The organism is Pseudomonas sp. Sample_21 (assembly GCF_004307525.1).
In the GTDB taxonomy this organism is placed as follows: domain Bacteria; phylum Pseudomonadota; class Gammaproteobacteria; order Pseudomonadales; family Pseudomonadaceae; genus Aquipseudomonas; species Aquipseudomonas atacamensis.
In genome coordinates this window covers 22,261-35,126 of sequence record NZ_RCNZ01000106.1, presented here as the reverse complement: position 1 = coordinate 35,126, position 12,866 = coordinate 22,261, and the positions used below count along the sequence as shown (strand labels likewise).

Below are 12,866 nucleotides of genomic sequence, written 5' to 3'. Positions count from 1 at the left end.
ATTGTTTGCGAGCTGACGCTTAATCTAAGCTCAAAATCCGCGCTTTGGAAGAGTTGTTGGGTAATTAGTATTACTATATAGTCGTTTTCGACGGAGGGATGGCCCTGGCTGTTTTGGCGAGAGGCGTCCCCCGAGGTTCTATAAAAACAACAATCGGAGACCGATCTCATGAGCCAGGAATTGCGGCTTGTCCGGCGCATCACACTGAAACTGATTCCCTTCCTGATCCTGCTGTACCTGATCGCCTATGTGGATCGCTCCGCCGTCGGCTTCGCCAAGCTGCACATGGGCGCCGACATCGGCATCGGCGATGCCGCCTACGGCCTCGGTGCCGGGTTGTTTTTCATTGGTTACTTTCTTTTAGAGATTCCCAGCAACCTGATGCTCGAACGCTTCGGCGCGCGGCGCTGGTTCGCGCGGATCATGATCACCTGGGGCGCGATCACCATCGGCATGGCCTTCGTGCAAGGGCCGCACAGCTTCTATGTGATGCGCTTTCTGCTCGGCGCGGCCGAGGCGGGCTTCTTCCCCGGCGTGCTGTACTACATCACCCAATGGTTCCCGGTGCGCCATCGCGGCAAGATCCTTGGCCTTTTCATCCTCTCGCAACCGATCGCGATGATGATCACCGGTCCCGTGTCCGGTGGTTTGCTGGGCATGGACGGCATCCTCGGCCTGCACGGCTGGCAGTGGCTGTTCATCGTCATCGGCACCCCGGCGATCCTGCTGACCTGGCCGGTCCTGCGCTGGCTGCCGGACGGCCCGCAGCAAGTGAAGTGGATGGATCAGGCGGAAAAAGACTGGCTGACCGGCGAACTGAAAAAGGATTTGCAGGAGTACGGCCAGACCCGTCACGGCAATCCGCTGCATGCGCTGAAAGACAAACGCGTGTTGCTGCTGGCGCTGTTCTATCTGCCGGTGACCCTGAGCATTTATGGCCTCGGCCTGTGGCTGCCGACGCTGATCAAACAGTTCGGCGGCAGCGATCTGGTCACCGGGTTCGTCTCGTCGGTGCCATACATTTTCGGGATCATCGGCCTGCTGATCATTCCGCGCAGCTCCGACCGTTTGAATGATCGCTACGGCCACTTGGCGGTGCTCTATGTGCTCGGTGCGCTGGGCCTGTTCCTCAGTGCCTGGCTGTCGCTGCCGGTAGCGCAACTGGCGGCGCTGTGTCTGGTGGCGTTCGCGTTGTTCTCGTGCACCGCGGTGTTCTGGACATTGCCGGGGCGGTTCTTTGCCGGCGCGAGTGCGGCGGCGGGGATTGCCTTGATCAACTCGGTCGGCAACCTCGGCGGTTATATCGGGCCGTTCGTGATCGGCGCTTTGAAGGAATACACCGGCAATCTGGCGTCCGGACTCTACTTCCTCTCGGGCGTGATGGTGTTCGGGCTAATTCTGACCGGCATCGTTTATCGCGTGCTGGAGCGCAAGCACGTTCTGCCCGTCGACCAGTTTGCCGCCAGCGCCCGTGGCGCGACCCGCACCTGACTGACCAACACTGGCCCCTGTGGGAGCGAGCCTGCTCGCGAAGAGGTCGGCACATTCAACATTTGAGGTGACTGATACACCGCTTTCGCGAGCAAGCTCGCTCCCACAGTGGATCGGCGGTGTTTTGAGGGAATAGGAGAAAATCATGCATCTGGTTCAATTCGAATTACCCAACGGCGAGCGCCGTGTCGGCGTGGTCGACAACGGTCAGGTCCGCGAAGTCGAGGACGCCCGCAGTGTCCGTGATCTGGCCCTGGCTGCAATCGAGGCCGGCAGCTCCCTTGAGCAGCAAGTGCAAAGCCTCGGCCTCGGTGCCAGCCACGACTACGCGCAGTTGCTCAAAGACCTGCGCATCCTGCCGCCACTGGATCACCCGGACCCGGCACACATGCTGGTCAGCGGTACTGGTCTGACCCATCTGGGCAGTGCTTCGGCCCGGGACAAGATGCACCAGCAGGCCGGCGATGAAGCGGCGATGACCGACACCATGCGCATTTTCAAATGGGGCGTGGAGGGTGGCAAACCGGCGGCGGGGCAGGCCGGTGTGCAACCAGAGTGGTTCTACAAGGGCGACGGCAGCATTATCGTGCGTCCGGGGCAGCCGTTCCCGCTGCCGCCGTTCGCCGAAGACGCCGGCGAAGAGCCGGAGATGGCCGGCCTGTATGTCATCGGTAACGATGGCAAGCCGTATCGCCTCGGTTTCGCCGTCGGAAACGAGTTCTCCGACCACGTCATGGAACGCAAGAATTACCTGTACCTGGCGCACTCGAAATTGCGCAGTTGCAGTTATGGCCCGGAACTTCGTACCGGTGAATTGCCTCAACACCTTGCCGGCACCAGCCGAATCCTGCGTGACGGCGAAGTGCTCTGGCAGAACGAGTTCCTCAGCGGCGAGGCCAACATGTGCCACAGCCTGGCGAACCTCGAGTACCACCACTTCAAATACAGTCAGTTCCTGCGTCCGGGCGACGTGCATATTCACTTTTTCGGCACTGCGACCCTGTCGTTTGCCGACGGCATCCGCACCCAGCCGGGCGACACGTTCGAGATCAGCCAGGCCGATTTCGGCGCTGCGCTAATCAACGGTATCGCACCGGTTCAGGCGGCTTTTGAACCGGACAGCATCGGCACCCTTTAAGGAGATCCCATGACTCAGATTCTCGGTCACAACTACATCGGCGGTCAGCGCAGCGCCGCCGGCAGCGTCAAACTGCACTCGGTCGACGCCAGCACTGGCGAAGCCCTGCCGCATGATTTCATTCAGGCCACGGCCGAAGAAGTCGACGCCGCTGCCAAGGCCGCCGCTGCGGCTTACCCGACCTATCGCAGCCTTAGCGCCGAACGTCGCGCGCAGTTCCTCGATGCGGTCGCGGATGAGCTGGATGCGCTTGGCGACGATTTCGTCGCCGTGGTCTGCCGCGAAACCGCACTGCCAGCCGGGCGCATTCAGGGCGAGCGTGGTCGCACCAGCGGGCAGATGCGTCTGTTCGCCAAAGTTCTGCGTCGCGGTGATTTCTACGGCGCACGCATCGATCAGGCATTGCCGGATCGCCAGCCGCTGCCACGTCCGGATCTGCGTCAGTACCGCATCGGCCTCGGCCCGGTTGCGGTGTTTGGTGCGAGCAACTTTCCGCTGGCGTTCTCCACTGCCGGTGGCGATACCGCAGCAGCACTGGCCGCCGGTTGCCCGGTTGTGTTCAAGGCCCACAGCGGCCACATGGCCACCGCTGAACTGGTCGCCGACGCGATCATTCGTGCAGCAGAAAAAACCGGTATGCCCGCTGGCGTGTTCAACATGATCTACGGTGGCGGCGTCGGCGAATGGCTGGTCAAGCATCCGGCGATTCAGGCCGTTGGTTTCACCGGTTCGCTGAAGGGCGGTCGCGCCTTGTGCGACATGGCTGCCGCACGTCCGCAACCGATTCCGGTGTTCGCCGAGATGTCGAGCATCAACCCGGTCATCGTGCTGCCGCAGGCACTGGCCACACGTTCGGAAACCGTCGCGCGCGACCTCACCGCTTCGGTGGTTCAGGGTTGCGGTCAGTTCTGCACCAACCCGGGTCTGGTCATCGGTATTCGCTCGCCGCAGTTCAGCGCGTTTGTACAGCAAGTCGCCGCTGCAATCGGTGATCAACCGGCGCAAACCATGCTCAACGCCGGCACCCTCGGCAGCTATGGCAAAGGCCTGGAAAAGCTTCTGGCGCACAGCGGCATCGAGCATCTGGCCGGTAATCCGCAGCAGGGCAATCAGGCGCAGCCGCAGTTGTTCAAGGCCGATGTCAGCCTGTTGATCAACGGTGACGAAGTGCTGCAGGAAGAAGTGTTCGGCCCCACCACAGTAATCGTCGAAGTGGCCGATCAGGCACAACTGAGCGCGGCGCTGCACGGCCTGCACGGTCAGTTGACCGCGACGATCATCGGCGAGCCGTCTGATTTCGAGCAATTCGCCGAACTGACGCCGCTGCTGGAACAGAAGGTCGGGCGCATCCTGCTCAACGGTTATCCGACCGGTGTCGAAGTGTGCGATTCGATGGTGCACGGCGGGCCGTACCCGGCGACGTCCGATGCGCGCGGCACGTCAGTGGGCACGCTGGCGATCGATCGCTTCCTGCGCCCGGTGTGCTTCCAAAACTACCCGGACAGCTTGCTGCCCGAACCACTGAAAAACGCCAACCCGCTGCGGATTCAGCGTTTGGTGGATGGCAAGCCATCGCGTGAGGCGATCTAGCCAGCACCGTAATTTCCTGTGTCTTTGATTGATCGTTCCCACGCAGAGCGTGGGAACGATCAGCTGGCACACCGCCTTCGCGAGCAGGCTCGCTCCCACAGAGGTTCCAGCAGGGGCCTCTGGATCACATTGGGCTATCATTGGCCCTTTCCCCCCTAGAAAGACTGTTTGCCATGACTGCCCAAACCCTTCTCAACGCCCTCGAACACTGCGGTATGGTCGAAATCGATGGCCTGCACGCCTTCGAATTCGCCCTCGACGAGGACGATAACCTGCACATCGAATGCATCGATGGCCGCGAAGCCAAGCACTGGCAATTCACCCCGGCGCAGGTCGCGCAAGCGACGTTCGATGAGACGCTGCAGAGCTGGCTGATCGTCGGTTACGCCAGCGACACCAAGACCACGGGCGAGCATCGTCTGGTGTGCCTCGGCGACGTAGTCAGCAGCAGCGACGATGAGGATGACAATAATGAAAATGCGTAACTTCTGGCCTTTGCTGATGGCCGGCAGCGTCGGCGCGATGGGGCTTTCCAGCGCCTCTGCCGACACCTTGCAGTTGCTGGTCGGCTCCTACACCGCCGGTTCCAGCCAAGGCATCTACCGCATGCAGTTCGACAGCGCCACCGGCCAGATCGACGCCAAGCCGCTGCAAGTGGTCAAGACCGAAAACCCGTCCTGGCTGACCCTCTCGAAAGACCAGAAGCGCTTGTTCGTGGTCAACGAAAACGGCCCGGGCCAGACCGATCCGGTCGGCCGCGTCAGCAGCTTCGCCATCGACCCGAAAACCCATGCGCTGAGCCTGATCAATCAAGTGCAGAGCCTCGGTAACGAGCCGACCCATTCCAGCCTCAGCGCTGATGCCAGACACCTGTTCGTCAGCAACTACTCGGTGATGGAAGATCCGGGCGGCACCCTGGCGGTATTGCCGGTCGATGCCGACGGCCAGCTGAAACCGGTGGTGCAGATGAGCGGCCACCCGGCCAGTCGGGTCAACCCTGAGCGTCAGGCTTCCAATCACGTGCACTCGACCGTGTCGTCGCCGGACGGGCGCTATGTGTTCTCCAATGATTTGGGCGCGGACAAGGTTTTCATCTATCAGTACGACCCGAAGGCCAACCCGCACCTGCCGCTAACCCCGGCGAAAACCGCCTCGGTAGCCTTGCCGGCCGGCAGCGGCCCGCGTCATCTGCTGTTCAGCGCTGATGGCAAACACGCCTGGCTGACCATGGAGATGAGCGCGCAGGTTGCGGTGTTCGACTACAACGACGGCGTGCTGACCCAGACGCAGCTGGTCGATCTCGCGGCGGGCCAGCCAACCTCGGACAAGGCCGGCGCGGCGCTGCATGCCTCGGCTGACGGCAAGTTTCTCTACGTGAGCAATCGCGGCACGGCCAATCAGCTCGTAGTGTTCGGCATTGATCCTGCGACCGGTCAGCTCAAAGAGCTGCAAAAGCGCTCGGTCGAAGGTGATCACCCGCGCGAGTTTGCCCTTGATCCGAGCGGTAAATTCGTCTTGATTGCCAACCAGAAGAGCAACCAGATTGTCGTCGTCGAACGCGATGCCAAGACCGGTCTGCTGGGCAAAACCGTGCAAAAACTGCCGATGGACGCGCCAAGCGATCTGAAATTCCTGGTGCGACAATAAGCCACAGGCCCCGGTCTACGGGGCCTGCGTCGATGTATTAATTACACTGATAACGGCTAATGCTACAAAAGATTTCAAGGAGGCAACCCTCGAGCGTTACGTTTGTTTCACAGCCCGCCGGGCAAACCAAGCAAACGAACACGAGGGTTACCGCCATGAACTTCAATCTCTTCTCCGTCATCGCCGCTTCCGCCATTTCTGCCACCGTGGTATTGCCAGCCGGTGCCAACGTCGAAATCGCCAGCAAAAAATCCCACACCCAGAGCTACACCCAGAAATACCTGCAACAAAGCGCCAACTTCTACGCCGCGCTGGATCACAAAACCCAAGCCTGAGCGCACCGTTCTCCTGTAGGAGCTGCCGAAGGCTGCGATCTCTTGATCTTCATCGTCAAAAGATCGCAGCCTTCGGCAGCTTCTACGCGCGCGCGTAACCTGATCGTTCCCACGCTCTGCGTGGGAACGCAGCCCGGGACGCTCCGCGTCCCATTGGAACGCGGAGCGTCCCTTGAGGCATTCCCACGCGGAGCGTGGGAACGATCAATCAGAAGAACGCAGCCTTCGGCAGCTTCTACACGCGCGCGCGTTCTGCACTCATAGGTTTTCTCTCGCCGGCAAATAGAGCCTCTAAATAATCAACGAAGCTGATATTCACCATTGCAAACCCTGAGTGGTTGCTTCGGCTTTTTTGATTGATTCTGTGGCCATCGAAACCTTTGCCCACGGAGAACACCATGGCCAGCGCAATCCTCACTTCCGCCAAACGCGGCGCCTACCTGGCCATTGGTCTGTACCTGGCCGTGGTGCTGTTCGTCAGCATCGGCGCACAGATGGAACACAGCTTCGACGCCCCGATCGACGTCGCCCACCCCGGCATCCAGTTCGAACTGCGCTCGCAAAGCGCCATGGTCGACAGGGCCGAACTCGCAGGAGTCGGCGGCGCATGAAAGGCTACAGACTCTGGGTCATCGCCAGCCTCGCGCTGATGACCAACGGCGCCTCACTCCTGGGGTTTGGCCAGGGCTCGGTGGGAGGTTTGGCCCGGGCCATAGAGGCCAACCACAACATCGCGCACAACATTGAACGCGCCAACACGCTGGGGCTGATGGCCGGCAATCCACCGGTCAAGGTCGCGGTGGATTTTCTCGGGCCGTTTGAAGTGGATTGCATGGCGCTGGGCATGTGCAACGCCCTGGCCTGACGAAGATCGTTCCCACGCTCTGCGTGGGAATGCCTCAAGGGACGCTCCGCGTTCCAATGGGACGCAGAGCGTCCCCGGCTGCATTCCCACGCGGAGCGTGGGAACGATCAAGAGGGAGAGAGGGTTACTTCTTCATGATCGAGATGAACAGCTCGGATTCGAGCAAGCGCTGCAACCAGGCCTGCAAGCGAACATACGGCGTCTGCGCAAACCACTCGCGATCAACGTGAGCGAACTGTCGGACGAAGGGCAGCAGGGCGATGTCGGCGAGGCTTGGGTGATCGGCGAGCAAATAATCGCGGCCTTCGAGCAGCTCATCCAGTTTCTGCAGAAACAACGCACCTTCAGCCCGATAAGCTTCCATCGGCTGCTCAGGGTAGCGCTCGGCGTACTTGTAGCGATTCAAAGCCGATTTGAAAATCTGATCATTACCTTCAATCAGTTTTTCCATCCACAGCGCTGCGAAGGAGTCGCCGGCCAGCAACCAATCATCCGGATCATTCTGCGCCAACGCCCAGCGCATGATCTGCAGACTCTCATCGATCACCACGCCATCGGCATTCAGCACCGGCACGGTGCCCTTGGGCGAGAGCGCGAGCATCTGCGCCGGTTTGTCCTTGAGACTGACTTCGACAATCTCCACCGGCACGCCCGTATAACGCAGGGCCATTCGCGCACGCATCGCGTAAGGGCAGCGGCGGAAGGAATACAGCGTGTTCATTTCACCTCCAGCGTGCTCAAACCATTGCCCTGGCGCCGCACCTGAATCTGCACAGGAATCCGCTCGTGCATTTCCTGCACATGGGAAATCACCGCGACCTTGCGTCCCTGCGCCTGCAAGCCATCGAGCGCGTCCATCGCCAACTGCAAGGATTCAGGATCAAGGCTGCCAAAGCCTTCATCGATAAACAGCGATTCGATTTTCAGCGTGCTCGACGCCATCGAAGCCAGACCCAGCGCAAGGGCGAGTGATACGAGGAACGTCTCGCCGCCGGAAAGCGAATGCACCGAGCGCAGTTCGTCGCCCATTTCCGTGTCCATCACCAGCAGGCCGAGCATGCTGCCGCCGCGTTTGAGGCGATAGCGTTTGACCAGTTGGCGCAGCTGCGCGTTGGCGTGATGCACCAGCAGGTCGAGGTTGTAGGCCTGGGCGATCTTGCGGAAGGTGTCGCCGGTGGCCGAGCCGATCAAGGCACTGAGCCGCGCCCAGCGTTGGTACTCGGCATAGGCGTCGGCGATCTGCTGGGCCAGCGCCTGATTGGCGTTCTGCCGGCGCTGGTCTTCAACCTGTTCGGCGCGCAGTTCGGCGCACTGCTGTTCGCTGACGGCGCACTGCTGTTCGCTGACGGCGAACTGGTTCTGCAGCTCGGCGAGGGCGCTGTCCAGCTGTTCGGCGTCAAGATTGCCGTCCTGCCGGGTCTGGTGATCGAGCAGACGCTGATCGCGCTCCTGCAACAGGACCTGCGCCTGTTCGATGGCTTTTTCGTTGTGCTGAAGGGTCTGGCGCAGTTCGGCGACTTGCGCGTCGTCGAAGCGCAGCAAGTCTTCAAGGCCGCCGTCATCCAGTTCCGGATGGCTAGCGCGCCAATTAGCGATCTTGCCGGCGAGTGCCAGGTCTTCAGCTTGCAGTGCTTGCAGGCGTTCCTGTTGGGCCTTGAGCTCAGCGGCGATCTGCACCAGTTGCGTGCGCACGCTTTGCAGCTCCTCAGCGGTGCTGGTTTCGGCGACGCGCGTCTGTTCCACCGCGTGTTCCAGCTGCTGCTGCCAGTGCTCGGCGCTGTCGTGCTCGCCAAGTAACTGCGCGAGCTTTTCCTGACAGCCTTGCTGTTGCTCGGTCAGCGCCATGAATTGTTGCTCGGCGCTGTGCAGTTGCTGAGTGCGCAGCTGTTGACGATCCTGTTCTTTCTCCAACGTCTGCTGGCGTTGCTGCTGTTCGCTCAGCTCTTCCTTTTGCTGTTCGAGCTGGGTCAAACGCTCGGCGATCTGCCGGTCCAGCTGCATGAACGTTGCCGCCGGCTCCAGGCGCAAGGCCTCAAGGGTGTCGGCGGGCAGCAGCGGGCCGAACGTGCTGAGTTCTTCTTCAAGGCGCTGACGATCACTGTTGAGTTCATGCTGCTGATGGCTCAGCTGTTGCGCCGCCTGCTGATGCGCCACCTCGGCCTGACGCAATTGCTGCGACAAGCGCGCCGCGTCCTGTTGCAAGGTGAGCAGCGCACTTTGGCGTTGTTCGTCCTGAGTGATGCTCTGGTTCAACTGCTCAGTCTGGCGGCTGAGCCAGGCGTCGCGTTTGTCGGCGTCCTGATTGAACAGTTGCGCGGCCAGCGGATGCGCGTCGAGGCTCGGGGCCAAGGCTTGTTGCTGCGCCGCGAGTTGTTCTTGTTGCTGGAGCAATTCTTTCTGTTGCGCGATCACGCCACCGACTTCGCCGCGCAGCTCGATCAGTTTTTCCTTGAGCTGATCGACCACTTGCTGGGCGTTGGCCTGTTCGCTTTCATCGTGACGGCCAAGGCTTTGCAGCAGTGCTTCGGGCTGGTGATAGGGATGCTCGTTGCTGCCGCAGACCGGGCAGGGCTGATCGTCCTGCAACTGCGCGCGCAACTCTTCGACACTGGCACTGCGCGCCAGCCGCTGACGTTCAAGCAGCTCGCGAGTGACGTTGAGGGTCTGCTCGGCGACGGTCAGTTCGGCCTTGGTGTTCACACCGTCCTGGGTCAAGCGTTCGCGTTGCTGCTGCGCGTCGAGCTGGCGTTGTTGCAACTCGGCGCTGCGCTTGTCGAGATCCTGCTGAGACGCCCACAGGCGCGACAGGTCTTCGATTGCGCGCAGCTGTTTGCGGTTGTCCTGCAGCAAGGTGCCGAGCAGGCCGATCTGTTCGGCGACTGCGTCCGGCTCTGCGCCAGCTTCTTTGAACAGCACTTCCAGTTGCTGTTTGTGCGAGGCCAGTTGCTCAGCACTGCGCGCGGCGTTCTGTTCGAGGGAAGCCAGTTCGCTCTGGCCCCTGTTCATGCGGTTGCCGATCAGCATCAGCTGTTGCAGACGGTCGCGATAGGCGCTCCAGGCATCGCTCAACGGCGCCAGATGGGCACTCTGCTCAAGCTCCGCGGCGATGCGTTGCAAACGCGCGGCGACTTCAGTCTGCTTTTCCTGCAAAGCCTGAATCGCGCTCTGGCCATCCTTGAACGCTTGCTCGGCCGCTTGCCGGGCTTCGGCACTGCTGGCGGTGTCCTTGATCAGGCGGGCGAGGGTGCTTTGCTCTTCGAATGCCTGACGCAGCAACGGCGCATTTTCGCTCTGGCGTTGTTGCGCTGCGCTCAGGGCGACTTTCGCTGCGTCGAGGTTCTGTTCCAGCTCCGTCTGGCGTTCGCCCAGCGCCGCGTGTTGTTGGGTGTGCGCGGCAATCTGCGTCGCCAGTGGCGTCAGCAGCGCATCGAGCTCGGCCTTGCGCGCGAACTGATGACGCTGCGGGCCAAGCTGTTCCAGACGCGTCAGTTTTACCCTCTCGCCGGCCAGTGCCTGCCATTGCTGTTGCGCGGTTTGCAGTTGTTCGCTGGCCGCTTGCTGCGCTTCCTGCAACAGACGCAAATCCTTCAGCCAACCGTGTTGTTGCTCAAGTTGTTTGAGCTGCGCCTGTTGCGCCTTCATCTGTTGCTGCGCGGTGTTGAAACGCTCGTCGAGTTCGGTGCGCGCTTCCGGCGCCAAAGGCGTCACACCGGTGGCCTGATCCTGCAACTGCTTGTGCGCTTCACGGGCTTCTTTGGTCTTGTCGAAGGCGCGGCGGCCGAGGCGGGTGTACAGCGCGGTGTCGGTGAGTTTTTCCAGCAGTTCACTGCGGTCGTTGTCGTCAGCCTTGAGGAACGCACTGAACTCACTCTGCGCCAGCAGCACAGCGCGAGTGAACTGTTCAAAGTTCAAGCCCAGCGCGGCTTCGAGCTGGGTTTTGTATTCGCCTTTCTGGCTGGCGAGCAGTTGATCCTGATCGATGTCGCGCAGGCTCTGCCGACTGGCCTGGAGTTTGCCACCAGCCTTCTCGCGAGCACGATTGGCTTCCCAGCGCGCGCGATAGCGGCGGCCATCAACGCCGACAAAATCCACTTCGGCGTAGCCTTCGCCGGTACCGCGACGCAGCAAGGTGCGCGGGTCGCCAGTGGCGATCTCTCCGTCAGCATCGGGGACTTTCGCATCGCGGCCGGTGTTGTTCAGGCGCGGCACAGCGCCAAACAGCGCCAGACACAAGGCATCGAGCAACGTGCTTTTGCCGGCGCCGGTCGGGCCGGTGATTGCGAACAGACCGGCGCTGGCCAGCGGTTCAGCGGTGAAATCAATCTCGAACGGCCCGGCCAGCGAGGCTAGGTTTTTCAAACGAATGGCGAGAATTTTCATGGCTGCTCGCCCTCCAGTTGCACGTCCTGCAGCAGTTCGGCGAAGTCCTTGAGCGTCTGCTCGTCGACCTCGCTGCCGTAGTTGTCGAGCCAGGCGCGGCTGAACAGTTCCTGCGGGGTGAGCTGGTCGAGCTCGATCAGCGTGCTGCCGTCATCGCTGCCATCGGCGCCACGATTACCGGCGTATTCAGCGGCGATGCGCACCAGACGCACGGCTTTGCCTTGCAGCGCGGTTTCCACTTGATGGCGCAGATCCGGCTGCGGCTCATCGAGGCGCACGCGCACTTCCAGCCATGGTTGGCGTTGGGTTTCGGCGAGCAGATCGATGTTCGGCAGGTCAGCCAGTTGCAGCAGAATCTCGGCCAGCGGCGCCGGGCCGATGCGCTGCAGATTGACCGAGCGCGGGATCAGTTTCGGCTCTACGCTGACCAGAGTTTCACCGTCGAGGACCACATCGAGAATCTGATGCTGATAACCGATTTCGGAGAACGACAGCGGAATCGGCGAGCCGCTGTAGCGAATGCGCTCCTCGCCGTTGACCTTCTGCGGCTTGTGCAAATGGCCGAGGGCGACATAGCTGATGCTTTCGCCGAACAGGCTGGCGGGTAGCGCTTCAGCATTGCCGATGATCAGGCTGCGCTCGGAATCCTCCGACACCGAGCCCCCGGCCATGTGCGCGTGGCTGATAGCGATCAACGCCTGCCCGGGCTGGCGCTTGGCATTCGCCGCCGCGATCAGCCATTCATGCACCTGACCGATGCCGCGCAGATAGTTGTCACCCAGATGCGCGCCAGTGACTTCCGCCGGGCGCAAGAACGGCAGCGCCAGACACCACGCGGCGATTTCTCCTTGGGCATTCGGCAGCGGCAGCAACAAACGTTCGGCGTCGAGCTGCCCGTCATCCAGCCACAGCACCCGACCCAACGCATGGGTGCGCAAACGCCGCATCAACGGCGCCGGCAGCTCGATCCGCGAACCGGAATCATGGTTGCCGGCGATCATCACAATGGTCAGCAACGGCTGCTGTTCGTGAGCGCTGACGATGAAATCGTAGAGGCGTTCCTGAGCTTTGACCGGCGGATTGACCGTATCGAAGATGTCCCCGGCGATCAGCAGCACATCCGGCTGCGCCAAGTGCAACTGGCGCAGCAGCCATTCGAGAAAACACGCGTGCTCGAAATCGCGCTCCTGGCCGTGCAGGTTTTGCCCAAGGTGCCAGTCGGAGGTGTGGAACAGACGCAAGGTGGACTCCGCTACAGAAAAGAGGTGATGGCCGCAGATGAAATGAGGGCGGCGAAAGAGGGGAGAGTTTACAGATTATTGCGCCGGTGGGGCTTATCGCGCAGGCGGGCGGTGAACGGTGCAACGGGGATTCCGGCACAACCGCTCATCGAAATCGATTTTTCAACGCATCCATTAAT

The 12,866-nt window shown here is 61.4% G+C and carries 11 protein-coding genes; 8 read left to right on the top strand and 3 right to left on the bottom strand.

Annotated features, from left to right (window positions below):
* Positions 1-168 precede the first annotated feature (168 nt).
* From D8U71_RS20350 to D8U71_RS20305, 8 genes are all read left to right on the top strand, one after another.
* Positions 169-1,491, top strand: a complete 1,323-nt coding sequence (locus D8U71_RS20350; RefSeq protein WP_024013183.1) for an MFS transporter — start codon at positions 169-171, stop codon at positions 1,489-1,491.
* A gap of 145 nt (positions 1,492-1,636) precedes the next feature.
* Entirely contained in the window at positions 1,637-2,629 is a 993-nt protein-coding gene (gene araD1, locus D8U71_RS20340) for an AraD1 family protein (RefSeq protein ID WP_130888539.1), read from the top strand.
* A 9-nt stretch (positions 2,630-2,638) separates the two neighbouring features.
* On the top strand, positions 2,639-4,219 hold the full coding sequence (locus D8U71_RS20335; RefSeq protein ID WP_130888538.1) for an aldehyde dehydrogenase (NADP(+)): 1,581 nt from the start codon (positions 2,639-2,641) through the stop codon (positions 4,217-4,219).
* A 173-nt stretch (positions 4,220-4,392) separates the two neighbouring features.
* Positions 4,393-4,704 carry a DUF5629 family protein gene (locus tag D8U71_RS20330; RefSeq protein WP_130888537.1) on the top strand — a complete coding sequence of 104 codons (312 nt, stop codon included), beginning with the start codon at positions 4,393-4,395 and terminating at the stop codon, positions 4,702-4,704.
* Positions 4,691-5,866 (top strand): lactonase family protein, encoded by a 1,176-nt coding sequence (locus D8U71_RS20325; protein ID WP_130888536.1) that lies wholly within the window; start codon positions 4,691-4,693, stop codon positions 5,864-5,866. The genes D8U71_RS20330 and D8U71_RS20325 overlap by 14 nt, the downstream gene beginning before the upstream one ends.
* A 155-nt stretch (positions 5,867-6,021) precedes the next feature.
* A complete protein-coding gene (locus tag D8U71_RS20320; protein WP_016775003.1) occupies positions 6,022-6,201 on the top strand; it encodes a hypothetical protein in 180 nt (59 codons plus the stop codon).
* A 398-nt stretch (positions 6,202-6,599) separates the two neighbouring features.
* Positions 6,600-6,812, top strand: a complete 213-nt coding sequence (locus D8U71_RS20310) for a hypothetical protein (protein ID WP_039763920.1) — start codon at positions 6,600-6,602, stop codon at positions 6,810-6,812.
* Positions 6,809-7,066, top strand: a complete 258-nt coding sequence (locus D8U71_RS20305; RefSeq protein ID WP_039763921.1) for a hypothetical protein — start codon at positions 6,809-6,811, stop codon at positions 7,064-7,066. Before D8U71_RS20310 ends, D8U71_RS20305 begins: the two co-directional genes overlap by 4 nt.
* A 124-nt stretch (positions 7,067-7,190) precedes the next feature.
* Here the strand turns inward: D8U71_RS20305 and D8U71_RS20300 are convergent, their stop codons facing one another.
* Genes D8U71_RS20300 through D8U71_RS20290 form a run of 3 tightly spaced genes read right to left on the bottom strand, consistent with a single transcriptional unit; the run spans position 7,191 to position 12,687 of the window.
* Positions 7,191-7,787: a glutathione S-transferase gene (locus D8U71_RS20300; RefSeq protein ID WP_125927351.1), complete on the bottom strand. Its 597-nt coding sequence runs from the start codon at positions 7,785-7,787 to the stop codon at positions 7,191-7,193.
* On the bottom strand, positions 7,784-11,446 hold the full coding sequence (locus D8U71_RS20295; RefSeq protein ID WP_130888535.1) for an AAA family ATPase: 3,663 nt from the start codon (positions 11,444-11,446) through the stop codon (positions 7,784-7,786). The genes D8U71_RS20300 and D8U71_RS20295 overlap by 4 nt, the downstream gene beginning before the upstream one ends.
* Positions 11,443-12,687 carry an exonuclease SbcCD subunit D C-terminal domain-containing protein gene (locus tag D8U71_RS20290; protein WP_056789434.1) on the bottom strand — a complete coding sequence of 415 codons (1,245 nt, stop codon included), beginning with the start codon at positions 12,685-12,687 and terminating at the stop codon, positions 11,443-11,445. Before D8U71_RS20290 ends, D8U71_RS20295 begins: the two co-directional genes overlap by 4 nt.
* Positions 12,688-12,866: the final 179 nt, after the last annotated feature.

What these genes read in the sequence shown, in the direction of transcription:
- D8U71_RS20350 (WP_024013183.1), top strand. Translation starts at nt 169, where the DNA reads ATGAGCCAGGAATTGCGGCTTGTCCGGCGCATCACACTGAAACTGATT.
- araD1 (WP_130888539.1), top strand. Translation starts at nt 1,637, where the DNA reads ATGCATCTGGTTCAATTCGAATTACCCAACGGCGAGCGCCGTGTCGGC.
- D8U71_RS20335 (WP_130888538.1), top strand. Translation starts at nt 2,639, where the DNA reads ATGACTCAGATTCTCGGTCACAACTACATCGGCGGTCAGCGCAGCGCC.
- D8U71_RS20330 (WP_130888537.1), top strand. Translation starts at nt 4,393, where the DNA reads ATGACTGCCCAAACCCTTCTCAACGCCCTCGAACACTGCGGTATGGTC.
- D8U71_RS20325 (WP_130888536.1), top strand. Translation starts at nt 4,691, where the DNA reads ATGAAAATGCGTAACTTCTGGCCTTTGCTGATGGCCGGCAGCGTCGGC.
- D8U71_RS20320 (WP_016775003.1), top strand. Translation starts at nt 6,022, where the DNA reads ATGAACTTCAATCTCTTCTCCGTCATCGCCGCTTCCGCCATTTCTGCC.
- D8U71_RS20310 (WP_039763920.1), top strand. Translation starts at nt 6,600, where the DNA reads ATGGCCAGCGCAATCCTCACTTCCGCCAAACGCGGCGCCTACCTGGCC.
- D8U71_RS20305 (WP_039763921.1), top strand. Translation starts at nt 6,809, where the DNA reads ATGAAAGGCTACAGACTCTGGGTCATCGCCAGCCTCGCGCTGATGACC.
- D8U71_RS20300 (WP_125927351.1), bottom strand. Translation starts at nt 7,787, where the DNA reads ATGAACACGCTGTATTCCTTCCGCCGCTGCCCTTACGCGATGCGTGCG.
- D8U71_RS20295 (WP_130888535.1), bottom strand. Translation starts at nt 11,446, where the DNA reads ATGAAAATTCTCGCCATTCGTTTGAAAAACCTAGCCTCGCTGGCCGGG.